Annotated in this window: 26 protein-coding genes; 19 read left to right on the plus strand and 7 right to left on the minus strand. The window is 50.8% G+C overall.

Features of this window, described 5'->3' with window-relative positions:
- Positions 1–29: 29 nt before the first annotated feature.
- Positions 30–800 carry a 2-dehydro-3-deoxyglucarate aldolase gene (gene garL / locus OGX98_RS11555; protein ID WP_048220501.1) on the minus strand — a complete coding sequence of 257 codons (771 nt, stop codon included), beginning with the start codon at positions 798–800 and terminating at the stop codon, positions 30–32.
- Positions 801–815: 15 nt separating this feature from the next.
- On the minus strand, positions 816–2,150 hold the full coding sequence (gene garP / locus OGX98_RS11560) for a galactarate/glucarate/glycerate transporter GarP (RefSeq protein WP_045447935.1): 1,335 nt from the start codon (positions 2,148–2,150) through the stop codon (positions 816–818).
- Between the two features lie 402 nt (positions 2,151–2,552).
- Between garP and garD the strand changes: the two genes are divergently transcribed.
- The 12 genes from garD (at position 2,553) to OGX98_RS11620 (ending at position 16,137) form a co-directional block, all read left to right on the plus strand.
- The gene (gene garD, locus OGX98_RS11565) at positions 2,553–4,124 is read left to right on the plus strand and encodes a galactarate dehydratase (protein ID WP_045447938.1); all 1,572 of its coding nucleotides are present in this window, start codon (positions 2,553–2,555) and stop codon (positions 4,122–4,124) included.
- 176 nt (positions 4,125–4,300) lie between these two features.
- Positions 4,301–5,155, plus strand: a complete 855-nt coding sequence (locus OGX98_RS11570) for a tagatose bisphosphate family class II aldolase (protein ID WP_045447941.1) — start codon at positions 4,301–4,303, stop codon at positions 5,153–5,155.
- A gap of 133 nt (positions 5,156–5,288) precedes the next feature.
- Positions 5,289–6,560, plus strand: coding sequence for a tagatose-bisphosphate aldolase subunit GatZ (gene gatZ / locus OGX98_RS11575; RefSeq protein WP_286595314.1), 1,272 nt, complete (start codon positions 5,289–5,291; stop codon positions 6,558–6,560).
- A gap of 14 nt (positions 6,561–6,574) precedes the next feature.
- The gene (gene gatA / locus OGX98_RS11580) at positions 6,575–7,039 is read left to right on the plus strand and encodes a PTS galactitol transporter subunit IIA (protein WP_045447947.1); all 465 of its coding nucleotides are present in this window, start codon (positions 6,575–6,577) and stop codon (positions 7,037–7,039) included.
- 29 nt (positions 7,040–7,068) lie between these two features.
- Positions 7,069–7,353, plus strand: coding sequence for a PTS galactitol transporter subunit IIB (gene gatB / locus OGX98_RS11585; protein WP_003828616.1), 285 nt, complete (start codon positions 7,069–7,071; stop codon positions 7,351–7,353).
- 4 nt (positions 7,354–7,357) lie between these two features.
- Complete coding sequence (locus OGX98_RS11590; protein ID WP_045447951.1) at positions 7,358–8,731, plus strand: galactitol-specific PTS transporter subunit IIC; 1,374 nt, start codon at positions 7,358–7,360, stop codon at positions 8,729–8,731.
- A 44-nt stretch (positions 8,732–8,775) separates the two neighbouring features.
- A complete protein-coding gene (gene gatD / locus OGX98_RS11595) occupies positions 8,776–9,819 on the plus strand; it encodes a galactitol-1-phosphate 5-dehydrogenase (RefSeq protein ID WP_286493266.1) in 1,044 nt (347 codons plus the stop codon).
- 111 nt (positions 9,820–9,930) lie between these two features.
- Entirely contained in the window at positions 9,931–10,704 is a 774-nt protein-coding gene (locus OGX98_RS11600; RefSeq protein ID WP_045447957.1) for a DeoR/GlpR family DNA-binding transcription regulator, read from the plus strand.
- Positions 10,705–11,161: 457 nt separating this feature from the next.
- Positions 11,162–11,734, plus strand: coding sequence for a fimbrial protein (locus OGX98_RS11605; protein WP_045447960.1), 573 nt, complete (start codon positions 11,162–11,164; stop codon positions 11,732–11,734).
- A gap of 76 nt (positions 11,735–11,810) precedes the next feature.
- Entirely contained in the window at positions 11,811–12,509 is a 699-nt protein-coding gene (locus tag OGX98_RS11610) for a fimbrial biogenesis chaperone (RefSeq protein ID WP_286595315.1), read from the plus strand.
- Between the two features lie 35 nt (positions 12,510–12,544).
- Complete coding sequence (locus OGX98_RS11615) at positions 12,545–15,064, plus strand: fimbria/pilus outer membrane usher protein (RefSeq protein WP_286595316.1); 2,520 nt, start codon at positions 12,545–12,547, stop codon at positions 15,062–15,064.
- An 11-nt stretch (positions 15,065–15,075) separates the two neighbouring features.
- Positions 15,076–16,137, plus strand: coding sequence for a fimbrial protein (locus OGX98_RS11620; RefSeq protein WP_045447968.1), 1,062 nt, complete (start codon positions 15,076–15,078; stop codon positions 16,135–16,137).
- Positions 16,138–16,257: 120 nt separating this feature from the next.
- On the opposite strand, the gene rsmI is transcribed toward OGX98_RS11620, so the two are convergent.
- A complete protein-coding gene (gene rsmI / locus OGX98_RS11625; protein WP_286595317.1) occupies positions 16,258–17,121 on the minus strand; it encodes a 16S rRNA (cytidine(1402)-2'-O)-methyltransferase in 864 nt (287 codons plus the stop codon).
- A gap of 62 nt (positions 17,122–17,183) precedes the next feature.
- Between rsmI and OGX98_RS11630 the strand changes: the two genes are divergently transcribed.
- Genes OGX98_RS11630 through dolP form a run of 4 tightly spaced genes read left to right on the plus strand, consistent with a single transcriptional unit; the run spans position 17,184 to position 20,801 of the window.
- A complete protein-coding gene (locus OGX98_RS11630; protein WP_286595318.1) occupies positions 17,184–19,238 on the plus strand; it encodes a penicillin-binding protein activator in 2,055 nt (684 codons plus the stop codon).
- Positions 19,196–19,591 (plus strand): YraN family protein, encoded by a 396-nt coding sequence (locus OGX98_RS11635; protein ID WP_045447978.1) that lies wholly within the window; start codon positions 19,196–19,198, stop codon positions 19,589–19,591. Before OGX98_RS11630 ends, OGX98_RS11635 begins: the two co-directional genes overlap by 43 nt.
- Before the next feature lie 34 nt (positions 19,592–19,625).
- Positions 19,626–20,216: a DnaA initiator-associating protein DiaA gene (gene diaA, locus OGX98_RS11640; RefSeq protein ID WP_003024948.1), complete on the plus strand. Its 591-nt coding sequence runs from the start codon at positions 19,626–19,628 to the stop codon at positions 20,214–20,216.
- 9 nt (positions 20,217–20,225) lie between these two features.
- On the plus strand, positions 20,226–20,801 hold the full coding sequence (gene dolP, locus OGX98_RS11645; protein WP_045447981.1) for a division/outer membrane stress-associated lipid-binding lipoprotein: 576 nt from the start codon (positions 20,226–20,228) through the stop codon (positions 20,799–20,801).
- Between the two features lie 35 nt (positions 20,802–20,836).
- Here the strand turns inward: dolP and OGX98_RS11650 are convergent, their stop codons facing one another.
- A complete protein-coding gene (locus OGX98_RS11650; RefSeq protein WP_045447984.1) occupies positions 20,837–21,472 on the minus strand; it encodes an NAD(P)H-binding protein in 636 nt (211 codons plus the stop codon).
- A gap of 38 nt (positions 21,473–21,510) precedes the next feature.
- Positions 21,511–21,939 (minus strand): YhbP family protein, encoded by a 429-nt coding sequence (locus OGX98_RS11655; protein WP_045447987.1) that lies wholly within the window; start codon positions 21,937–21,939, stop codon positions 21,511–21,513.
- A gap of 43 nt (positions 21,940–21,982) precedes the next feature.
- Here OGX98_RS11655 and OGX98_RS11660 point away from each other — a divergent pair, with 43 nt between their 5' ends.
- On the plus strand, positions 21,983–22,291 hold the full coding sequence (locus OGX98_RS11660) for a GIY-YIG nuclease family protein (protein ID WP_286595333.1): 309 nt from the start codon (positions 21,983–21,985) through the stop codon (positions 22,289–22,291).
- Here OGX98_RS11660 and OGX98_RS11665 read toward each other — a convergent pair.
- Both OGX98_RS11665 and ubiT read right to left on the minus strand, forming a co-directional pair.
- The gene (locus tag OGX98_RS11665; RefSeq protein WP_045447993.1) at positions 22,278–22,781 is read right to left on the minus strand and encodes a GNAT family N-acetyltransferase; all 504 of its coding nucleotides are present in this window, start codon (positions 22,779–22,781) and stop codon (positions 22,278–22,280) included. The genes OGX98_RS11660 and OGX98_RS11665 overlap by 14 nt on opposite strands.
- Positions 22,775–23,299 carry a ubiquinone anaerobic biosynthesis accessory factor UbiT gene (ubiT, locus tag OGX98_RS11670; RefSeq protein WP_286595319.1) on the minus strand — a complete coding sequence of 175 codons (525 nt, stop codon included), beginning with the start codon at positions 23,297–23,299 and terminating at the stop codon, positions 22,775–22,777. The genes OGX98_RS11665 and ubiT overlap by 7 nt, the downstream gene beginning before the upstream one ends.
- A gap of 219 nt (positions 23,300–23,518) precedes the next feature.
- Here ubiT and ubiU point away from each other — a divergent pair, with 219 nt between their 5' ends.
- Both ubiU and OGX98_RS11680 read left to right on the plus strand, forming a co-directional pair.
- The gene (ubiU, locus tag OGX98_RS11675; protein ID WP_045447998.1) at positions 23,519–24,514 is read left to right on the plus strand and encodes a ubiquinone anaerobic biosynthesis protein UbiU; all 996 of its coding nucleotides are present in this window, start codon (positions 23,519–23,521) and stop codon (positions 24,512–24,514) included.
- A gap of 8 nt (positions 24,515–24,522) precedes the next feature.
- Complete coding sequence (locus OGX98_RS11680) at positions 24,523–25,401, plus strand: U32 family peptidase (RefSeq protein WP_045448000.1); 879 nt, start codon at positions 24,523–24,525, stop codon at positions 25,399–25,401.
- The last annotated feature ends 72 nt before the right edge of the window (positions 25,402–25,473 follow it).

The raw sequence follows: 25,473 nt of genomic DNA on the forward strand, positions 1-25,473 counted from the left end.
TATTTATCTCTCTATACTGTCGATGGTGGTTATTTCTTAAAGGAATCAGCCAGTTTCTGCGTGGCAGAACGGAACACGCCGAGATCGCTGCCCACGGCAACAAACGTTGCTCCCCAGTCCAGATAACGACGGGCATCCGCTTCTACCGGTGCCAGAATACCGCTTGGCTTACCGTGCGCTTTAGCGCGGGAAAAAATGTGCTGGATAGCCTTCTGCACATCGGGGTGGGACGCATTGCCCAGATGCCCTAACGCAGCAGCCAGATCGCTTGGGCCAACAAAAATACCGTCAACACCTTCAGTTGCAGCGATAGCATCAACGTTATCAACACCCTGCTGACTTTCGATCTGTACGATAATGGTGATGTTCTTATTCGACTGCGCAAAGTAGTCCGGTACGGTGCCGAACATATTGGCACGGTGAGAAACGGATACACCGCGAATACCTTCTGGCGGATAGCGGGTAGACGCCACCGCGCTGACGGCTTCTTCTTCCGTCTCCACAAACGGGATCAGGAAGTTATAGAACCCGATATCCAGCAGACGTTTAATGATCACCGGCTCGTTGGTCGGTACGCGCACTACCGGCGCGCTGGAACTGCCTTTCAGCGCCATCAGTTGCGGAATAAACGTCGAAACATCGTTTGGCGCATGTTCACCGTCCAGTACCAGCCAGTCAAAACCAGCCAGACCTAATACTTCGGTGCTGATGGGACTAGCCAGCGCGGACCAGCAGCCAATCTGAATTTGTTGCGCCGCCAGGGCCGCTTTAAACTTGTTCGGGAAGATTGTGTTATTCATCGCCTATACCTTTGTTTATTTCTGCAATTCCATACGTTTAATGTCACCGACAATAAACAGGTAGCAAACCATCGCCATCAGCGCCGAACACCCTACAAACATCAGCGCAGCATTAAATGAGTGCAACTCGCTCACCAGATAACCAATTACCAGAGGGGTTACGATAGAAGCGACATTACCAAATACGTTAAAGACTCCACCGCACAGGCCAACAATCTCTTTTGGTGCAGTATCGGAAATCACCGGCCACCCCAGAGCGCCAAAGCCTTTACCAAAGAACGCCAGCGCCATCAATGCAACGACCAGGACGGTATTATCAGTGTAATTACACAGAATAATGGTCGAAGCCAGCAGCATTCCGAGCACAATCGGCAGCTTACGTGCCAGAGTGATACTGAAACCACGTTTAATAAGATAATCAGAGAACACTCCGCCCAGTACACCGCCAGCAAACCCGCAAAGCGCCGGAATTGAGGCAACCAGACCGACTTTCAGAATCGACATGCCTTTTTCCTGCACCAGGTAAATCGGGAACCAGGTCAGGAAGAACCAGGTGATGGTGTTGATAAAGTACTGTCCGAAGAACACTCCCAGCATCATGCGATTGGTCAGCAGTTGCTTGATATAGTGCAATTTCGGGCCACTCGCAGCCGCAGTGCCAGGCTTCTTGTGGTCCATATCCACTACCGCGCCGTTATCAGAGATAAACTTCAGCTCTTCTTGCGACATACGCGGATGATCAGTTGGATTATGGATAAGCTTGACCCACAGCCCGGTCAGGACAAAACCAATCACACCCATCACGGTAAAAACATGTTCCCAGCCCCAGGCGAAGGTCAACCAACCTAACAATGGCGAGAATAGCGCCAGAGAGAAATACTGCGCCGAGTTAAAAATCGCCGATGCCGTGCCACGTTCTTTAGTCGGGAACCAGGCCGCAACAATACGGGCGTTAGCCGGGAAAGAAGGCGCTTCAGAAAAACCAAGCATGAAACGCATGATAAACATTGATATCCCTGCCCAGGCCAGTGGGAACATGTCCACAAAGCCCTGCAGGAAGGTAAACAACGACCAGAAGAACAGACTGTAGGTGTAGACTTTCTTCGAACCAAACTTATCAAGCAGCCAGCCGCCGGGGATTTGCATCAACAAATAGGCCCAGCCGAAGGCGGAGAAAATATAACCCATGGATATGGCGCTTAACTGCAACTCTTTTGCCACTTCGGTACCAGCAATAGATAGCGTCGCACGATCCGCATAGTTAACGGCTGTAACAATAAATATTATCAGCAATATTAAATATCTGGTATGCGTACCTTTCTTTTCCTCTACTACCGTATCCAACATCATTCTATTTACCTCGGGTACATAAAAACATTTTATTATTATTTGGTGGGTATTCGTGGTGATGAATTACCGATAAAAAGATATACGATAATTTATCAGACGCTATTAAACCGTGATTCAGTATAATCAGCTGCGCGCTGTTAATCATTGTGCAAAAGCTCATTTAAGACATACCGTTAAAAGATTATTTTGGTCATATGCACATAATCATGGGCGCTAATGCACACATTTACGTATTGCTATCCCCGATGGCAAGGCTTTCCTGATGTTAAGTGATCCTGGTCACATTCTTCAAATTAAACTCCTGACATTCTTATTTAACGACAAAGAGTCTTTATTACTTATAATTAGATTCAATATACATATTCGCACTATTATCACCACCTGGCTGGAGAATACTGGACAATGGCCGACATCGAAATTAGGCAAGAATCGCCTACGGCGTTTTATATTAAAGTACACGACACGGATAATGTGGCGATTATTGTCAATGACAATGGTCTGAAAGCCGGGACGCGTTTCCCGGACGGACTGACGCTGATTGAACATATTCCCCAGGGTCATAAAGTGGCGCTCACGGATATTGCTGTTCACGGTGAAATTGTGCGCTATGGCGAAGTGATCGGCTATGCCGTTCGCGACATCGCACGCGGTAGCTGGATTGATGAGTCGATGGTTGAGCTGCCCAAAGCCCCGCCACTGGAGACACTGCCGCTGGCAACCAAAGTACCAGAGCCACTTCCACCTCTTGAAGGTTACACCTTCGAAGGCTACCGCAATGCAGACGGTAGCGTCGGCACCAAGAACCTGCTCGGCATCTCCACCAGCGTGCACTGTGTGGCAGGCGTTGTGGATTATGTGGTGAAAATAATTGAGCGCGATCTGCTGCCAAAATACCCGAACGTAGACGGTGTTGTGGGTCTGAACCATTTATATGGTTGCGGTGTGGCGATCAACGCGCCAGCAGCCATCGTGCCCATTAGAACTATTCACAACATCGCCCTGAACCCGAACTTCGGCGGCGAAGTGATGGTTATCGGCCTGGGCTGCGAAAAGCTCCAGCCGGAGCGACTGCTGGAAGGTACTCATGATGTAAAAAGTATTCCGGTGGACAGCGCCAGTATCGTCAGCCTGCAGGATGAAAAACACGTTGGCTTTAAATCCATGATTGATGACATTTTGCAGGTCGCCGAGCGTCATCTGGCGAAACTCAATCTGCGCCAGCGTGAAACCTGTCCAGCATCTGAACTGGTGGTTGGGATGCAATGCGGAGGCAGCGATGCGTTTTCCGGCGTAACGGCCAACCCGGCGGTAGGCTACGCCTCCGATCTGCTGGTACGCTGCGGCGCAACCGTCATGTTCTCAGAAGTGACCGAAGTGCGTGATGCGATACACCTCCTGACCCCGCGCGCGATCAACGAAGAAGTGGGCAAACGTCTGCTGGAGGAGATGGCCTGGTACGATAACTATCTTGATATGGGCAAAACTGACCGCAGTGCTAACCCTTCTCCGGGCAATAAAAAAGGAGGTCTGGCGAACGTGGTCGAAAAAGCGCTGGGTTCCATTGCGAAATCAGGCAAAAGTGCGATTGTGGAAGTGTTGTCGCCAGGTCAGCGCCCTACCAAACGCGGCCTGATTTATGCCGCAACGCCTGCCAGCGATTTTGTCTGCGGTACGCAACAGGTGGCTTCCGGGATCACCGTGCAGGTGTTCACCACCGGTCGCGGCACGCCGTACGGCCTGATGGCAGTACCGGTAATTAAAATGGCGACCCGCACCGAACTGGCTAATCGTTGGTTTGACCTGATGGACATCAACGCCGGGACCATCGCCACCGGAGAAGAAACCATCGAAGAGGTGGGCCTGAAGCTGTTCGAATTTATTCTCGACGTCGCCAGCGGGCGTAAGAAAACCTTCTCGGATCAGTGGGGACTGCATAACCAGCTGGCCGTGTTTAACCCGGCGCCAGTGACCTGATTATCTCATCCTGCTGTTAAAAAGCATGCCTACGGGCATGTTTTTTTTTGCCTGTAGCTTTCATAACCCTCCCATTCCTTTCGAAACTTTCATTTTTCCGATCAAAATCACAAAATAACATTACGAAACCCTATATTTTGTTTCGACAAAAGAAATCGAAAGAAATCGGAGGAAGGATGTTCATTATTTCAAGCAAAACGATGCTCAGGAAGGCCCAGCAAGAAGGCTATGCGGTGCCTGCCTTTAACATCCACAATCTCGAAACCTTACAAGTGGTAGTAGAAACTGCTGCAGAGTTACGTTCGCCATTAATTGTCGCCGGAACACCTGGCACCTTTAGCTACGCAGGAGTTGGCAATATCGTTGCTATCGCCAGCGAACTGGCGAGAAGCTGGAACCATCCCCTCGCTATTCATCTCGATCACCATGAAAAAATTATCGACATTCAAGAGAAGGTCGCTGCAGGTGTCCGCTCGGTCATGATCGATGGTTCGCATTTACCGTTTGCCGACAACATCGCCCTGGTCAGAAACGTGACTGACTACTGCCACCGCTACGACGTCAGCGTAGAAGCTGAACTGGGACGTTTGGGTGGACAGGAAGATGATCTGATCGTCGACGGAAAGGATGCTCTGTATACCCACCCAGAGCAGGCTCACGAGTTCGTTACAAAAACCGGTATTGATTCCCTGGCGGTAGCTATCGGTACAGCACATGGCCTATATACCGCAGAGCCAAAACTGGATTTTGAACGGCTGGAAGAAATTCGTCAACGCGTTGATATCCCTTTGGTTCTACATGGCGCATCCGGCCTGCCCCCTCAGGATATTAAGCGAGCTATCTCGCTGGGAGTCTGCAAAGTCAATGTCGCTACTGAACTCAAAATCGCCTTTTCTAATGCGCTAAAAAACTATTTGAGCACGCACGCCGATGCAAGTGACCCACGGCACTACATGGTTCCCGCCAAGGCGGCCATGAAGGAAGTAGTAAGCAAAGTCATAGCTGACTGCGGCTGCGAGGGAAAGCTGTAATCCATTAATTCATTTGAATAGCACGGGTTCTGACGAAGGTTTGTTTTTAAAGCTGGATCACGAAAGAGGCTTTTGACCTTTGCCTTCAATCCAAAAATATTATGAAGATAAACAAAAGATATCGGAGATAGAAGTGAAAGAAATAATCTCTCGTCATAAAGCAGGTGAACATTTAGGAATTTGCTCTGTTTGTTCAGCACATCCGCTGGTCATTGAATCCGCATTACGTTTTGATCTCAATACGGACAGTAAAGTCCTGATTGAAGCAACGTCCAATCAGGTCAACCAGTTTGGCGGTTACACCGGAATGAAACCCGCCGATTTTCGTGATTTTGTCTATAACATCGCGCAAAACATTGGTTTCCCACGCGAAAGACTGATTTTAGGGGGCGATCATTTAGGCCCTAACTGCTGGCAAAATGAACCAGCAGCAGAAGCTATGGAAAAATCCGTGGCTCTCATTAAGGCCTATGTCTCTGCAGGTTTCAGCAAAATTCATCTTGATGCCTCAATGTCCTGTGCTGGCGACCCCATGCCGCTGGACCCGGTGACCGTCGCCCAGCGTGCAGCCGTGCTTTGTCAGGCTGCAGAAGAGACAGCCACCGAAGAACAGAAACACCAACTGACTTATGTTATTGGTACGGAAGTTCCTGTGCCGGGCGGAGAAGCCAGTACCATTGGTACCGTTCACGTCACGCGTGAAGAAGATGCCGCCCGTACACTGGAAACACATCAGGTCGCCTTTCGCGCATTAGGGCTCGAAGACGCATTAACCCGCGTGATCGCGATTGTGGTCCAACCCGGCGTAGAGTTTGATCACACTCAAATCATTCATTACCAGCCTCAGGCTGCCAAAGCGCTTTCCGCCTGGATCAAAGAGACACCAATGGTCTACGAGGCACACTCTACTGACTATCAGACCCGTCAGGCCTATCGTGCCCTCGTACACGATCACTATGCGATTCTGAAAGTCGGTCCGGCGCTGACCTTCGCCCTCCGTGAAGCCATTTTTGCACTGGCACAAATGGAAAATGAACTCATCGCTCCGGAACAACGGAGTCAGGTGCTGGAGGTGATTGATGAAGTCATGTTGAATGAGCCGGATTACTGGAAAAAGTACTATCGCCCTACCTGGAGTCAGGCAATGGTCGATATTCATTTTAGCCTTTCCGACCGCATTCGTTATTACTGGCCTCATCCACGTATTCGTCAAGGCGTGGAAAAGTTAATCAGCAACCTGAATGACGTCGAATTACCGTTAGGGTTAATAAGCCAATTTTTGCCCGTGCAGTTTGAACGCCTGACCGAAGGTACGATTACTGCCTCACCCCATAATCTGATTATCGACAAAATCCAGGACGTCCTGCGCGCCTATCGCTTTGGTTGCGCGCCAGCTATAGCCTGAAATCTGGAGAATATATGAGCCAACTCTTTGTCCGAACCGGTATTAATTTTAGCTCGTGTCAGCATGCGCTGACACACATTGGGGAGGAGATGCTGGCCAAAGGGGTCGTGCATAAAAGCTACCCACAAGCCTTGATTGAGCGTGAAGCAACATTCCCGACAGGGATAGCGCTGGAGCGTCATGCAGTCGCTATTCCGCACTGTGAAGCTATCCATGCAAAATCTCCAGCTATCTATCTGATTCGCCCGGATACACCTGTCAATTTTCAACAAGCAGATGATGACGAAGAGATAGCTGTCTCTTTAATTATCGCCTTAATCGTTGAGAACCCTGCGGCACAGCTGAAACTCCTGCGCCGTCTGTTTAGTGAGCTACAAAACCCGAACACCATTGAAGCATTATTGAATGCTCCAGAAGCTGAACTGGAAATGCTCTTTCGGGAATCAATCCTTGAGTCTGAGCCATGTGCGCAGGCCTGATAAAAAACTGATAATAAAAGGAATACCCTATGAAGCGTAAAGTAATTGTGGCCTGTGGCGGTGCGGTAGCAACTTCAACAATGGCTGCGGAAGAAATTAAAGAACTGTGCGAAGCCAACAATATCCAACTCGACCTGGTGCAGTGCCGGGTAACTGAAATCGAGACCTATATGGATGGCGCAGACCTCATCTGCACTACCGCCCGCGTTGACCGTACTTTTGGTGATATTCCTGTGGTTCACGGCATGCCTTTTGTGTCCGGCGTGGGTATCGAAGCATTACAGCAAAAAATCCTGACCATTCTCGTGGGGTAACGCCATGTTTAGCGAAATTATGCGTTATATCCTTGATTTAGGTCCAACGGTCATGCTGCCGTTAGTGATCATCATCTTCTCAAAACTGTTGGGGATGAAACTCGGGGATTGTTTTAAATCCGGTCTGCATATTGGGATTGGTTTCGTCGGTATCGGACTGGTTATCGGCCTAATGCTCGACTCTATTGGCCCTGCAGCAAAAGCCATGGCGGAACAGTTTCAAATCAACCTGCATGTGATTGATGTGGGCTGGCCGGGGTCATCTCCGATGACGTGGGCATCACAGATCGCGCTGATTGCAATCCCTGTCGCCATCGGAGTCAATATCCTGATGCTGGTCACGCGAATGACCCGCGTGGTGAACGTCGATATCTGGAATATCTGGCATATGACATTTACCGGCGCAATGTTACATCTGGCGACGGGGTCTTACTGGCTAGGTATTCTGGGTGTGATCGTTCATGCCGCCTTCGTCTACAAACTTGGCGACTGGTTCGCGAAAGATACGCGAGACTTTTTCGGTCTTGAAGGGATAGCTATACCGCACGGATCATCAGCCTATCTGGGGCCAATAGCGGTATTGGTTGATACCATCATTGAAAAAATACCCGGTCTGAATCGCATCCATTTTAGCGCAGACGATGTACAAAAACGCTTCGGTCCTTTTGGCGAGCCGGTTACCGTTGGCTTTGTTATGGGTCTGGTCATCGGTATGCTGGCTGGTTACGACGCGAAAGGGGTTCTGCAACTGGCCGTCAAAACAGCGGCGGTGATGCTGCTGATGCCACGCGTGATCAAACCAATCATGGATGGCTTAACGCCGATTGCGAAGCATGCACGTAAACGCCTGCAGGCCAAATTTGGCGGTCAGGAATTCTTAATCGGTCTGGATCCTGCGTTGCTGCTCGGCCATACATCGGTGGTTTCCGCCAGTCTAATCTTTATTCCGCTGACCATTCTGATTGCCGTCCTAGTACCTGGTAACCAGGTACTGCCATTCGGCGACCTCGCAACCATCGGTTTCTTTGTGGCAATGGCCGTTGCGGTGCATCAGGGTAATCTGTTCCGCACGCTGATCTCCGGCGTCATCATCATGGGCATCACCCTTTGGATTGCCACACAAACCATTGGCTTACATACTCAGCTCGCCGCCAATGCAGGCGCGCTGAAAGCTGGTGGAATGGTGGCATCAATGGACCAGGGGGGTTCCCCAATAACCTGGCTGCTGATTCAGCTCTTTACCTGGCAAAACGTTGTGGGCTTCATTGTTATTGCCGTCATTTATCTGACTGGTGTTCTGCTGACCTGGCGTCGGGCGCGTAACTTCACCGCTGCGGAAAAAGCCGCCTCTATCTCAGAAAGCCAGCCCGCATCTTAATTTCTGGGGGGCATTTGCTCCCCTTCACATTTCTGGAGACTTTTATGAAATCAGTGGTTATTCACGCTGAGGGAGACGTGCGCGTTGAAGAACGTCCCGTACCACCGTTGCAAACTGAAGACGATGTATTGGTCAGGGTTGTTAGCTCGGGACTTTGCGGTTCAGATATTCCCCGCATTTTTAATCATGGTGCACACTATTACCCGATAACGCTAGGCCATGAATTCAGCGGCTATGTTGAATCGTACGGTGCAAGTGTTACTGACATGCAGCCCGGCGATGCCGTCGCCTGCGTACCGCTACTCCCCTGTTTTCACTGTCCACAGTGCGAGCGAGGATACTTCTCGCTGTGCAAGCAATATCAGTTTGTCGGTTCACGTAGCGAAGGCGGTAACGCGGAATATGTAGTCGTAAAACGCGCCAATCTGTTCCGCCTGCCTTCAGATATGCCGATCGATGATGGGGCGTTCATCGAACCTATTACCGTCGGACTGCATGCGTTTCACCTGGCTCAGGGTTGCGAAGGTAAAAATGTGATTATTGTGGGTGCCGGTACTATCGGTTTGCTGGCAATGCAATGCGCCCGCGAACTCGGCGCGAAAAGCATCACTGCGATTGATATCAACCCACAGAAGCTGGCATTAGCAAAAGAGCTGGGAGCAACTCATGTTTTTAACAGCCGGGAAATGAGTGCTACGGAGATTCACTCGAGCCTTACCGATATTCAGTTTGACCAGCTCATACTGGAAACCGCAGGAACCCCACAAACTGTAACCTTGTCTGTCGAAATTGCAGGCCCTCGCGCGCAGGTGGCGTTGGTCGGAACACTGCATCACGATCTGACGCTGGCTTCAGGAGTATTTGGTCAAATATTGCGTAAAGAGTTAACCATTCTCGGTAGCTGGATGAACTATTCCAGTCCATGGCCTGGAGAAGAATGGGAAATCGCAGCACGTTTACTGACTGAAAAACGCTTGCAACTGGAACCTTTAATCGCCCACAGCGGTAATGCCGAGAGCTTCGCCAGTGCCGTTAAGTCACTTAATGGCGCGCCGATGCAGGGAAAAATCCTGCTTAAACTATCCTGATCTCACGAGCCAGCAACCTGCGCTGGCTCACATTTACTTTCGAAATTTGGCGTTCACCTTTCGCAATCCTTCGATTAAACTAGTGACAATTAAATTGTCAGGCAAATCAATATGAACTCATTTGAGAGAAGGAACAAAATTGTCGACCTGATTAATACGCAAGGTAGCGTACTGGTAATGGATCTTTCGAATACCTTTGGTATTTCTGAAGTAACCATTCGCGCCGACCTGCGATTATTAGAAGAGAAGGGGCTTGTCACCCGTTTTCACGGTGGTGCGGCAAAACCTGGAAGCCATCTGGCCGAAGGTGACAATCAGGAAGTGATATTAGAAGAACGGTATCAGCTCGCCAGTGATCCCAAAAAAAGGATTGCCCAGGCCGCTACTGCGATGGTTGAAGAAGGGATGACCGTGATTCTGGATAGCGGAAGCACTACCTTACTGATCGCGGAGGCGTTAAACCGGAAAAGCAATATTACCGTGATTACCAATAGCCTGCCTGCCGCATTTACGCTGTCAGAAAACAAAGACATTACGTTGGTTGTCTGTGGGGGAACGGTACGCCACAAAACCCATTCAATGCATGGCACCATCGCGGAACGTTCATTACAAGGGATAAGCGCTGACCTGATGTTTGTTGGCGCCGATGGGATTGATGCCACGAATGGTATTACCACATTCAATGAAGGTTATTCCATTAGCAGCGTAATGGCAGCGGCGGCGCATAAGGTCATTGCCGTACTGGATGCGACTAAGTTCAATCGACGTGGTTTTAATCAGGTATTACCGATGGAGAAGATTGACTGCGTGATTACCGATGACGGCATTAGCAAACAGGATAAATCAGCACTGACAAAAACAGGCGTTGAATTACTGGTCGTTTAGAGGTGCCAGGTTTCCCGTTTCCCCCCAGAGTGTTGCAGCCTATCTTTTTGCTGCAACGCTTTCTGGTTGATGCCTACAATAAATTGCATATTGAAGTATCACACTTACTTAATACGACAAATATTCCTTCATATATTATATAACATACCCTCAAACATACAATCCTCAAAAAACATACAACCTTCGATAATGTCATAACGAGCTAGTATAATTATACGCACAACGTTACCATTAAAAAAATCAACATCACCTATAAACATCAGTAAATCATGCGCTAAATAATGATTCCAAAATCGTTATCAACGTAATAAAAAACATAAAATGAATATAAATTTATTCCCAAAAATACATGTATTCGTTCTAATTTACAAACATAAATCATACAATAAAAAGCTTACAAACTTATCGCTAAAATAATATTCATTCATGAAATAAATATCACAAGGATTAGGTTATTATGACGTTAATAAACAAAATGCTGATTGTGGGCGCGCTAGCTTTAGCCGCAGGCAATGCTGCCGCAACCGATGGGCAAATAATCTTTAATGGCGAGATCATCGAATCTACCTGCGAAATCAACACTCCTAACCGTGAAGTTAATGTCGAACTGGGAAGCTACAATAGGTACCAGTTCAGGGCCGCTGGCGACCGCAGCCCAAAAATTCCGTTCACTCTTCCATTAATCAACTGCCCAATGACCGCATGGGAGCACATTGATGGAACCAAGGATGCGTCATTCCAGTTATGGCTGGAAACACGCTCAGGCGGCACGGTCGTTAACCACCCAGACCTGGCGAAAGTCAGCAGTATGACCACCGCCGCTGACGGGGTCGGTATCCAGATTGAGGATGCAAAAACCCAAACGATCATACCGTTGAACAGGCTGGCCACGCCGAAAATATCCTACAAGATTACGGGGGCCACGATGAACGTCGACCTGTTCGCCTACTACGTTTCAACAGAAGCTCCCGCTGACATTACCGCCGGTGAAGCCGACGCTGCCGTTGATGTCACACTCGATTACCGTTAATCGTCACTGCGGTGCAGCCTGCGCATTTACACGGGCTGTACCCATTCCCCCTGTTTTTGCAGCATCAGGTAGAAAAATGACCATCTTGATACGGATCATCACGGTAGTAATAACCTTGTTGTGTAACACCCTTGTCAGCCAGGCGCAGGCCGGAGGCGTAGTATTACAGAGAACGCGGGTTATCTATAACGCCGATCGTAAAGAGGCGGCGCTACCGCTGCTCAACCACAGCGATAAAATGCCTTATCTGCTGCAATCCTGGGTTGATAATCTCCAGGACGGCGAGCGCGGCCCATTTATTATTACGCCACCGCTATTTCGTCTTGATGCCGGTGATAGTTCGTCATTGCGTATTATAAAAACGGATGCTTCATTACCTGACGATAAAGAATCAATGTTTTATATCAATGTGCGAGCCATTCCTGCGCAAAATAAATCTACCGCCGACAAGAACATGCTGACGCTGGTTTTTAAGACCCGTATCAAGCTTTTTTACCGTCCTGCGCAGCTTAAAGGACGGGCTGTCGATGCCTGGAAAACGGTGGTATTTAAACGTAGCGGTAATTCACTCAATATTTATAACCCGTCTGAATATTATGTTGTTTTCGCAGGAATGAATGTTGGAAAAACCGAATTAACGCAGAGTATTGATTATCTGGCTCCCGGCGAAAATAAAACATTGCCGCTGCCTGCGAACACTGGAAATACCGTGAAATGGGCGGCAATAAATTATTACGGTGGCAGTACTGAACCGGAAACCCGTCAATTGCAATAAGAACATAACAGCAAACAAAATTACGGATTCCAGTAATGAAAATAATCATAGCTCCCAAGAGCAGGCTGATTTTTAACCATTTGACGGTTTTCGTCAAACACAGTTTACCGCTGGTCTTTTCCGCCAGTGGGCTGGTCTGTAGCACAGCCTATACCGCAGAATATTATTTTGATTCGTCCATGCTGGAAACTCAAAAAAGTGGCATGCAACCTACCGATCTGTCGCTATTTTCACAGGAAAAATCGCAGCTTCCGGGCGATTACCGCGTAGATATTTATCTCAATAAAAATAAAATCGGGCAAAAGACGCTAACTTTTACCGCCAACGCCAGCCAGCAGCTGGAACCGCAGTTCACCATAGCTCAGCTACGTGAACTGGGGGTAAAGGTGGATGATATTCCGGCGTTAGCCGAGAAAAGCGACGACGCGATAATCAGCGCATTGCCGTCGCTTATCCCCAGTACGACCATAGACTTCGACTTCAACCACAGCCGGCTGAATATGAGTATTCCGCTGATTGCGCTCTATCGTGATGCCCGAGGCTACGTTGCCCCCTCCCGTTGGGATAGCGGCGTCCCAGCCCTATTCACCAATTACAGCTTTTCCGGCTCTGATACACGCTACCAGCGAGGCGACCAGAGCGAGCGCCAATATCTTAATTTGCAAAATGGTGCCAACGTCGGCCCATGGCGGCTGCGCAACTACAGCACCTGGAACCGCGACGATCGGTCGTCCAGTTGGAATACCATTAACAGTTATCTCCAGCGCGATATTAAGACGCTGAAATCTCAGCTATTGATAGGTGAAAGTGCCACCACTGGCAGCCTGTTTTCCAGCTATCAGTTCACCGGGATGCAGCTCGCCTCTGACGACAACATGCTGCCCAACAGCCAGCGCGGTTTTGCGCCGACCATTCGCGGCATCGCCAATACCAGCGCCATCATCACGGTACGGCAAAACGACTACATCATTTATCAAAGTAATGTACCCGCCGGGGCATTTGAAATTAACGACCTTTACCCTAGCGCCTCCAGCGGCGACCTGGATATCACCATTGAAGAGAGCGACGGCTCCCTTCGCCACTTTGTCCAGCCTTACTCCTCGCTACCGTTGATGCAGCGCCCAGGGCGTTTGAAGTACAGCGTCACCGCCGGGAAATTTCGCGCCACTAACAGCAACGATAGCGACGAACCCGAGTTTGCCGAAGGGACGGCGATATATGGCCTGAATAACACACTCACGCTCTACGGTGGCCTGCTCGGAGCAGAAAACTATCAGTCGCTGGGCGCAGGCGTCGGCAGCACACTGGGGATGATTGGGGCACTGGCGGTGGACATCACTCGTGCCGACAGTCAGTTCGACGATCAACAGTCTGCATCGGGCTACCAGTGGCGAACCCAATACACCAAAGAGATCCCGGAAACAGGAACCAACCTGTCGCTGAGCTATTATCGCTACACCAGCAGCGGCTTCTTTACCTTCTCAGATGCGAATGCACACGGTCAGGACAGTAGCCAACGCCAGCGTAGCCAAATTCAGCTCAACCTTAGCCAGTCGCTGTTTGGCAGCGTGAGTTTTTACACCTCTGGCTCGCAACGTGATTACTGGAATAGCGGTGGGCATGATCGCAACTTATCGCTGGGGATTAACGGCCAGATAGCCGGAATTGGCTACAACCTTAGCGGGCAGTTCACCGACTATGACGAAGAGGATAACGACCGCACGCTTTCGCTTAGCCTCAGCATTCCACTGGATCGCTGGCTACCACATAGTCGGGCGTCGTACCGCATGACAAATCAGAAAGACCGCGCCACTCAGAATGAAGCCCGCCTCGATGGCTCATTGTTGCAGGACAACCGTCTGAGCTACTCGCTCAAGCAAACCCAGGATACTGATAACAACCACAGCAGCAGCCTTGGCAGTAGTTATCGCTCAGCCTATGGCACTTTCAACGCCAATTACGACTACAGCAATGACAGCCGCCAGTACAGCTACGGCGCGTCCGGCGGCATCGTGATGCATCGGCACGGCGTCACGCTGTCGCAACCGCTGGGTAACAGTTTCGCGCTGATCGACCTCAACGGCGCACCCGGCGTACGCGTGCAGAACTATCCCGGTATCGCCACCGATCCGTTCGGTTACGCGGTGATCCCTTATCTGACTTCGTACCAGGAAAACCGGATCTCACTGGATACCACGCTAATGCCTGATGACGTTGACGTGCAGCAAACCACACAAGTGGTTGTGCCAAACAATGGTGCAGTGGTCACCGCCCGTTTTACTGCCGATATCGGCCTGCGCGTGTTGGTCACGCTGCGCGACAAAAATGGCAACCCTGTGCCATTTGGCGCACGGGCCAGCAATCCAGATAGCGGGCAGGAAAGTATTGTCGATGAAGGCGGCGTTCTTTATCTGGCGGGGGTCTCTACGCAGCCACAGCCCTGGACTGTGCAGTGGGGGAATCAGGCCGATCAACAGTGCCAGTTTACCTTCAGCTTACCTGCCGGCAAAGCCAGCAAGGCCTCAGTTTTGCGTGGCACTGCCCAGTGTCTCTAAGGATAAAAACAATGAAAAAAAGCGCGTTTATCATGGCTATTTTACTGTGTAGCAGCCATTCTGCGCAGGCTGCCTTCGGCAGTTGTGAAGCCAATGAGGTCTATTCCAGCGATCTTTCTGCCGACTGGAGTGAAGCTGACAACGTTGTCGGGCATAACTCGACATCGACTGCCCCGGTCACGGGAAACAGTTATCAAATCACTTGCGACTGCCCGAAAAACACCGGGGTTAATCCCTATTACAGGGCGGACTCACTGCTCCCGACCCAGGGACAAACTACGGGTTACTACAAGCTGAACGATAGCCTGGATATTCGCACCACGCTCAGAGACATTCCCGGAAAAGGCGAGCAGGTTGTTCCCATGACGAGCGTGAAAGAGAGCGTGCTTTATCAGGAGAGATCCGACAACGGTTTGTGTCGCGACGATGACCCCAGCAAACGTGCCGCCGCCGTATCGATCGGCGCACAAACTCAGTTTGAACTGCGCATTACTAAACCGTTTTTAGGGGAGTTGATTATCCCGCAGACGGATGTAGCGGTGATTAAAGCCGCGTGGAGCAACAATGTATCCTCTCCTCAAAGCCCTGGCGCCTATAAAAACCTGGTTACACTTTCCATCAGCGGGCGGATCACCGTACCGCAGAACTGCAAAATTAATCAGGGCGACGTGGTTCAGGTCAATCTTGGTTTTATTAACGGCAACCGCTTTACCACCAAAGACACCATGCCCGACGGCTATACGCCGGTAACATTCGATATTACCTACGATTGTGGCGATACCTCGACCATCGCAAATACCTTACAGATGAGATTTGACGCTGACGATATCATCAATCAGTACATTCTCGTGGCTCGGCGCAGAAGCGGGGATAACGTTCCGGATGTAGGTATTCGTATGCGGCATACCGACGGTGGAGCAACGAATATTCCGTTTACTGGCGGCATTGTTTTTATCGACTCGTCAGGTTCCGGCGCAGCCCATATGTCCGCGTACCCCGTCAACCTGGTCGGCGGCGTGCTGGCTCCGGGAAAATTCAGTGGCACGGCCACCATCACAATTATTGTCAGATAACGCTATGACGAATGAAGAAATCGGATAACGCGTCGCTGGCCAGAACCACAAAAAAGTACAATTTATTGAAATTTAACATCATTGTAGTATTTGGTAAGCACAGCGACACCCGATGAAATATTACTCGCCCTGCTGCTCCAGCGCATATTTATACAGCGCATTTTTCTTCACGCCGTGGATCTCTGCCGCCAGGGCTGCCGCTTTCTTCAGCGGTAGCTCTTTTTGCAGCAATACCAGCGTGCGCAATGCTTCGGCAGGCAGTTCATCTTCCTGCGCTTTATGCCCTTCGACAATCAGCACCATTTCACCCTTACGGCGATTTTCATCTTCTTTTACCCATGCCAGCAGTTCGCCGACCGGTGCGCCGTGAATGGTTTCCCAGGTTTTGGTCAGCTCGCGCGCCAGGACCACGTAGCGGGATTCCCCCCACACAGCCACCATATCTTCCAGACTATCCAGCAGGCGATGGGTTGATTCATAGAAAATCAATGTACGTGGTTCAGCTTCGATGGCTTTCATCGCATCACGACGGCCTTTCGATTTCGCCGGTAAGAAACCTTCGTAGCAAAAACGATCCGACGGCAAACCGGCTGCGCTCAGCGCGGCAATGGCAGCACACGGGCCAGGCAGAGGAACCACACGAATACCGGCTTCACGACAGGTACGCACCAGGTGATAGCCCGGATCGTTAATCAGCGGTGTTCCAGCATCGGAAACCAGCGCGATGTTCTGGCCTTCCTTAAGCTTCGCCACCAGCGTTTCAGCTTTTTGCTGTTCATTGTGGTCATGCAGTGCAAACAAACGGGCGCTGATCGCGAAGTGTTGTAACAATAATCCCGTATGACGGGTATCTTCTGCGGCAATTAAATCAACGGCTTGTAAAACTTCGAGCGCTCGTTGGGTAATATCAGCCAAATTTCCGATAGGAGTAGGTACAATAAAGAGTTGGCCTTGAGAATTATCCGCCGATTCGTGTTGTTTCATTGTGTCGTCCGTATTGCCGATTTAATATTGAGCATTGCGTAAAAAATATCACTGGATACAGTATGGTACCCTCAACATTTTCTCGTTTGAAAGCCGCGCGCGCTCTGCCAGTAATCCTGGCAGCATTGATCTTCGCCGGCTGTGGCACCCAGGCGCCAGACCAAAGTGCAGCCCACATGCAGGGCACCGCACAGGCTGATTCCGGCTTTTATCTGCAGCAAATGCAGCAAAGCTCAGATGATAGCAAGACCAACTGGCAATTACTCGCCATTCGTGCGCTGCTGAAAGAAGGCAAGACCCAGCAGGCTGTCGAATTGTTCAAGCAACTCCCACAGAGTCTGAACGATACACAACGTCGCGAACAGTCTTTATTGGCTGTTGAAATCAAGCTGGCACAAAAAGACATTGCTGGCGCGCAGGCGCTGCTGGATAAACTCACTCCGGCCGATTTCGATCACAACCAGCAGGCTCGCTACTGGCAAGCGCAGATCGATGCCAGCCAGGGGCGTCCATCGTTAACACTGCTGCGCGCTCTGATTGCTCAGGAACCGCTACTGTCAGCACAGGACAAGCAGAAAAACATCGATGCCACCTGGCTGGCTCTCTCGTCAATGACGAAAGAGCAGGCACAGACACTGGTCATCAATGCGGATGAAAACGTTCTGCAAGGCTGGCTGGATCTGCAACGCGTGTGGTTCGATAACCGTAGCGACCCGGATATGATGAAAGCGGGTATTGCCGACTGGCAAAAACGTTATCCGCAAAACCCTGGTGCGAAATTACTGCCCACTCAGTTGATAAACGTCCAGAGCTTTAAGCCAGCATCCACCAGTAAAATTGCGCTGTTGCTGCCTCTGAATGGCCAAGCTGCTGTTTTTGGTCGTACTATTCAACAGGGCTTTGAAGCGGCTAAAAATATGGGCACGCAACCCGTAGCTACTCCTGTTGCAGCCCCCACCGCATTGGCTACGAGCAACACTGAAGCGAATACTCAACCGCAGTCTGCCGACGGTGTTGCCAGCCCTTCTCAGGCCTCGGTGAGCGATCTGACACAGGATGCGCCAGCACAGCCAGAAGCTGCTGTCAGCACACCGCAAGCTGCAGCAGCCCCGGCGACAACGGCAAGCACGCCAGCGAATCCATCCGCTGAGCTGAAAATCTACGACACCTCATCACAACCGCTAAATCAAATCCTGGCCCAGGTTCAGCAGGATGGCGCCAGCATTGTTGTCGGCCCGCTGCTGAAAAACAATGTTGAAGAACTGATGAAAAGCAACACACCGCTGAATGTGCTGGCGCTTAACCAACCTGAGGCGGTGCAGAATCTGGCAAATATTTGCTATTTCGCTCTGTCACCAGAAGACGAAGCTCGCGATGCCGCACGCCATATTCACTCGCAGGGTAAGCAGGCCCCGCTGCTGCTTATCCCTCGTAGCGCGCTTGGCGATCGCGTGTCCAACGCCTTTGCTCAGGAGTGGCAGGCGCTTGGTGGCGGCGTGGTGTTACAGCAGAAATTCGGCTCCACCGCGGAACTGAAAATGGGCGTCAACGGCGGTTCAGGGATCTCCCTGACGGGTAGCCCTATTGTATCCTCTATACCTTCGCAGCCTGGCGTGACGATTGGTGGCCTGACAATTCCAGCTCCACCAAGCGATGCGCAAATCACCGGTGGCGGTGGTCGCGTTGATGCCGTGTATATTCTGGCAACGCCAGAAGAAATCGCGTTTATTAAACCGATGATTGCTATGCGTAACGGCAGCCAGAGCGGTGCAACCCTTTACGCCAGCTCTCGTAGCGCACAAGGCACAGCCGGCCCTGACTTCCGACTGGAAATGGAAGGCTTGCAGTACAGCGAAATCCCGATGTTGGCCGGCGGTAACGAGCCTCTCATGCAACAAGCGCTAAGCGCGGTGCATAACGACTACTCGCTTGCGCGCATGTACGCAATGGGTGTCGATGCCTGGTCGCTGGCTAACCACTTTTCGCAAATGCGTCAGGTGCAGGGCTTCGAAATTAATGGCAACACCGGTGCATTAACCGCGACTCAGGATTGCGTGATTAACAGGAAGTTATCATGGCTCAAATACCAGCAAGGGCAAGTCGTCCCCGCCAGTTAACGAGTAAAGAGACCGGTGACGCGTGGGAAGCTACCGCGCGTGACTGGCTGGAACGCAAAGGACTGCGTTTTATTGCCGCCAACGTACGTGAACGTGGCGGCGAAATTGACCTGATAATGCGTGAAGGCAAAACGACCGTCTTTGTTGAAGTCCGTTTCCGCCGTTCAGCCCTTTTTGGCGGCGCGGCAGCAAGTGTGACCCGTAGCAAACAACACAAATTATTACAGACCGCCCGTTTGTGGCTCGCCCGTCATAATGGGAGTTTTGATACTGTGGATTGCCGGTTCGATGTGTTAGCCTTCACCGGAAATGATGTTGAGTGGTTTAAGGATGCGTTTAATGACCACTCATAATTGAAGATACAGAGCCTGGTTCTTAAGGATTAGCGTGTTAGATAGAATTAAAGTCTGCTTTACAGAAAGCATTCAAACTCAGATTGCTGCGGCTGAAGCGCTTCCGGATGCGATTTCCCGTGCAGCCATGACGCTGGTTCAATCCCTGCTCAATGGCAACAAAATTCTCTGTTGTGGTAATGGGACGTCCGCTGCCAACGCACAGCATTTTGCTGCCAGCATGATCAACCGTTTTGAAACAGAACGCCCCAGTTTACCTGCTATTGCACTAAATACTGATAATGTGGTCTTAACTGCGATTGCCAACGATCGCCTGCACGACGAAGTTTATGCAAAACAAGTCCGTGCGCTGGGACATGCAGGTGATGTTCTGTTGGCTATCTCTACGCGTGGTAATAGCCGCGATATCGTTAAAGCCGTTGAAGCTGCCGTCACGCGTGACATGACGATCGTAGCGCTGACCGGTTATGACGGGGGTGAACTGGCCGGATTATTGGGGCCACAGGATGTCGAAATCCGCATTCCCTCACACCACAGCGCCCGCGTTCAGGAAATGCATATGCTGACGGTAAACTGCCTTTGCGATCTCATCGATAACACGCTTTTCCCTCACCAGGATGATTAAGGAGTACACATGAAGGCATTTTCGCCGCTCGCAGTCGTTATTTCTGCGTTGCTGTTGCAAGGCTGTGTAGCTGCCGCCGTTGTCGGAACTGCAGCTGTCGGGACTAAAGCCGCAACAGACCCTCGCAGTGTCGGCACCCAGGTAGATGATGGTACCCTGGAATTACGCGTCAATACGGCGTTGTCAAAAGATGCCCAAATTAAGAAAGAAGCGCGCATCAACGTCAGCGCCTATCAGGGTAAGGTGCTGCTGGTCGGTCAGTCTCCTAATAGCGAGCTTTCTGCACGAGCAAAACAAATTGCTATGGGCGTAGAAGGAACGACGGAAGTATTTAACGAGATCCGTCAGGGCCAGCCAATCGGTCTTGGCGAAGCGTCCAACGATACCTGGATCACCACCAAAGTTCGTTCCCAGTTGCTGACCAGCGATCAGGTGAAATCCTCTAACGTTAAAGTGACAACCGAGAATGGAGAAGTATTCCTGCTGGGTCTGGTCACCGAGCGTGAAGCGAAGGCTGCAGCAGATATCGCCAGCCGGGTAAGTGGCGTGAAGCGCGTCACCACAGCCTTTACGTTCATCAAATAACGCGTAAATAGCCCGGTGAGGCCATACTCGCCGGGTTATTTCGCTCTTTCCCGAAGCTGGGATGAAGTAAGAACTGACACCCCTTCATGAGCAGGTGAGATAGCTTCCGCCAGCATTGCCCGCGCAACATCACGCGCCTCAATCGATTTCCAGTTTCCGGGCAGCAGCCGGAATAACGGTGCAAAGAACATTTCATTTGCCCGCTGCTTATCCCGTTCCCCCAACAACATTGAAGGCCGTGCAATCGTTAACCGTGGCCAGTTCTGAGCAATCAGCGCCTGTTCCATTTCACCTTTAACCCGGTTATAAAAAAATGGGGAGTTGGCATTGGCTCCCATAGCGCTGACTACCAGCATATGCTGGGCCCCCAGGCGAAGACCCGTCAGGGCAGTATCCACCACTAGGGTATAGTCTGCGTGAATAAATGCCTCTTTGCTGCCCGCTTCTCGTCGGGTGGTTCCCAGGCAGCAAAAAACGATATCTATCGGATCGTTCACCTGTGCCAGCGCATCTGTCAGTTGCGGATCGTGCGGGTTATAGACCCCAACCGTATCGGCCAGTGGGCGGCGTGTTGGAGCAGTAATGGCGTGGATCCGCGGTTCATTCAGCAGCATACGCAATAAATGCCCCCCCACCAGCCCCGTTGCACCTGTAATTAACACCTGACTCATCGCTTCTCCTTCCTTTGCGCCCACTATCATTCATCTAACTATAGATCACGTAGCCAAAGCATTTTTTTACCAAAACCCAATGTGTTGTCAGTGAATTTGATTTCATCCAGCCGAATCTCCCAGACGGGCGCAGGCATCATTTTGGCGACAGGGAAGCGGCGATTATAAGCTTTACGCGCTAAGTCACTCTCTTCTCCCTCCAGACGCCTGATTTCCCCTTTAAACTGCACACCGCGGATCAGCGCCACCGTTTTGGGCTGGCCGTTTACCGTTCCAGCAACGGGTGCGCGCGGGCCGGACATCTGTGCATGGCGCGTCTTCTCTTCGGTGAGCACATAGAACGCCACCTTTTGTGCATCAAACAGATAAAATGCATTGGCACACCACAATTCACCCTCATGGTGCACACACCAGGTCACGACGTGCTGTTTTGCCAGCCAACGAGTCACCGCAGTCAGTGTTTCCATTTCTGTTCTCTTTTATACTGTAAGTTTGAAAATTATCACGTCGATGGTGACAATGACACCCTGGTATCTGTACCTGATCCGTACCACAGACAACGCCCTGTACACCGGAATAACAACCGATGTGCAACGCCGCTATAAGCAGCATCAGAGTGGAAAAGGCGCAAAAGCACTGCGCGGGAAGGGGGAATTAACTCTGGCATTTGCGGCACAAGTCGGCGACCGTTCGCTGGCCCTGCGCATAGAATATCGTATTAAACAGCTTACAAAGCGTCAGAAAGAACGCCTTGTAGAAGGCGAAGGGTTTGAGGCGCTACTGAGCAGCCTGCAAACCCCGGCGCTTAAAAACGATTGAAGTGATCGTGGTATTCCACCAAACCCGTCACACCATTCAGCGCATCTTCCGCCAGGCGATGCACCTGAAATGCGCTTTCGGTACCAGGCCAGCGGCAATGAAGATCGTGGTGAGCGGCCAGTTCAAAACCTAAGCGACTGTACAATGCTGGATCGCCCAGTGTGACCACCGCGGCGTAACCAAACTCGTTCAGCGAATCCAGCCCTTCATAAACCAGTTGACGCGCCAGACCCTGTCCGCGGTAGTTTTCATCAACCGCCAGTGGAGCCATTCCGACCCATTGCAGGTCTTCACCCTGTACATCAACAGGACTGAACGCGACATAGCCCACAACCTGGCCTTCGTCATCGGTCGCAACCAGACCCAGCGTCAGAAAGCCATCTTCGCGCAGGTCATGTACTAACTTCGCTTCTGCATCGCTATCAAATGAGCGGCGCAGCAACGCATCAATACCAGGGGCATCAATGGGAATTTCAACTCGAATCAGCATGGTTCACCTACCGAGGTCTGTTTGGTTTCTGGCGAATGTTTCATACCCGCCTCAACAAAGTCCGCCAGTTGCAGCAGCATGACACGCAACGGTTTCGGCATCTGCTCCAGTTCAATGGCGTCCATCAGATTTTTCACATGTAGCCCTAATTCTGTATCGCCTTCAATCACCAGGCGACGCTGGAAGAAAAGCGTATCCGGGTCCTGCTTGCGCGCTGCAATCATCAATAAATCGCTGGCATCTGCGCTAAAACTCACATCAGCGTCTGCGTCCTGACTGACGATAAGTTTGTCGTTCTCAACAGAGGTATACCATCTGAGGCCAATATCGCGAACATTTATGCTCAACCAGCGACCGTCGAGAAACTCAAGTTCTCCATCGGCCAGCGCCTGGCGAAATTGCCAGCTCAAGACTTGTTCCAGAACCTGGCGCTTCAGCGTAAAGGGCGTCAGTTTAACCGGTACACTCATCAGAGAAGGACCAAAATGTACTAAGCGTGAACGCAGTATATCCAACACGAGCTTTACTCCCTGTTTCAATAGTCCTGCTATTTTGCCATATCAAATAAACGACATAGCGGCATAAATCAACAATTCGATGCGAAATTGTTACCTCTTTATTGGTGTCACCAATACGACTTTAACTGCCTCAAATCAAAAATTGTCTCAGCAAGGTTAACTAAAATCCCTCTTCGTTAACATTTTTGCGCCCTGGTGGCGCAACTTTCAGGATAAATTATGGAGCTGCTCTGCCCTGCCGGAAATCTCCCGGCGCTTAAGGCGGCCATCGAGAACGGCGCTGATGCTGTATACATCGGGCTGAAAGATGACACCAACGCCCGTCATTTCGCCGGCCTTAATTTTACCGAGAAAAAATTGCAGGAAGCGGTGAATTTTGTCCATCAACACCGCCGTAAGCTGCACATCGCAATTAACACCTTTGCGCACCCGGATGGTTACGCACGTTGGCAACGAGCCGTTGATATGGCGGCGCAACTGGGTGCTGATGCGCTGATCCTCGCCGATCTCGCTATGCTTGAGTATGCCGCAGAGCGCTACCCGCATATTGAGCGCCATGTCTCCGTTCAGGCATCCGCAACCAACGAGGAAGCGATTAATTTCTACCATCGCAACTTTGACGTCGCACGCGTTGTTCTACCACGTGTGCTATCAATCCATCAGGTAAAACAGCTCGCTCGCGTAACACCAGTTCCTTTAGAAGTGTTTGCCTTTGGCAGTCTGTGCATTATGGCGGAAGGTCGCTGCTATCTTTCGTCTTATCTGACGGGTGAATCCCCCAACACCGTTGGTGCGTGCTCCCCTGCCCGATTTGTTCGCTGGCAGCAAACCCCAGCAGGCCTTGAATCTCGCCTGAATGAAGTGCTGATTGACCGCTATCAGGACGGTGAAAACGCAGGTTATCCAACGCTTTGTAAGGGACGCTATCTTGTGGACGGTGAGCGTTATCATGCGCTGGAGGAGCCGACCAGCCTTAATACGTTAGAACTGCTACCCGATCTGATGGCAGCCAACATCGCCTCGGTGAAAATTGAGGGACGTCAGCGTAGCCCGGCTTACGTCAGCCAGGTGGCGAAAGTGTGGCGCCAGGCGATTGACCGTTGCAAAGCCGATCCGCAGAACTTTGTTCCGCAAAGCGCCTGGATGGAAACACTCGGTTCAATGTCCGAAGGCACGCAGACTACGCTTGGTGCGTATCACCGTAAATGGCAGTGAGAAAAGCAATGAAATATTCCTTAGGACCAGTGCTCTACTACTGGTCGAAAGAAACGCTGGAAGATTTTTATCAGCAGGCCGCTACCAGTAATGCCGACGTTATCTATCTTGGGGAAGCTGTGTGTAGCAAACGCCGCGCCACCAAAACGGGTGACTGGATTGATATGGCAAAATCACTCGCCAGTAGCGGGAAACAGGTGGTGCTGTCCACGCTGGCGCTGGTTCAGGCATCATCGGAGCTGGGTGAGCTGAAGCGCTATGTAGAAAATGGCGACTTCCTACTGGAAGCCAGCGATCTGGGCGTTGTGAACATGTGCGCCGAACGTAAACTGCCATTTGTCGCCGGGCATGCGCTCAACTGCTACAACGCCGTGACCCTTCGTCTGTTGCTTAAACAAGGCATGGTGCGCTGGTGTATGCCAGTAGAACTATCCCGCGACTGGCTGGTGAATCTGCTCAACCAGTGTGATGACTTGGGTATTCGCAACCAGTTTGAAGTCGAAGTTCTGAGCTACGGGCATCTACCTTTAGCGTACTCTGCCCGCTGCTTTACCGCACGCTCTGAGGACCGACCAAAAGACGAATGCGAAACCTGCTGCATCAAATATCCAAATGGCCGCGATGTCCTGTCGCAAGAGAACCAGCAGGTCTTTGTCCTGAATGGGATTCAGACCATGAGCGGTTATGTCTACAACCTCGGTAATGAACTGACGTCCATGCAGGGCCTGGTTGATATCGTCCGTCTGTCCCCATTAGGAACCGAGACATTCGCGATGCTTGATGCCTTCCGTGCCAATGAGAATGGCTGTGCCCCATTACCACTTACTGCCCACAGCGACTGTAACGGCTACTGGAAACGTCTGGCAGGTCTGGAGCTTCAGGCGTAAAAAAGCTCACTTTGTTAACAACGGTAATCAAATTTTAATGCAGTATTAAAAGATTAACCGGTAACAAAGTGA

Source organism: Citrobacter sp. Cm046 (genome assembly GCF_030333065.1).
GTDB classification, from domain to species: Bacteria; Pseudomonadota; Gammaproteobacteria; order Enterobacterales; family Enterobacteriaceae; genus Citrobacter; species Citrobacter murliniae.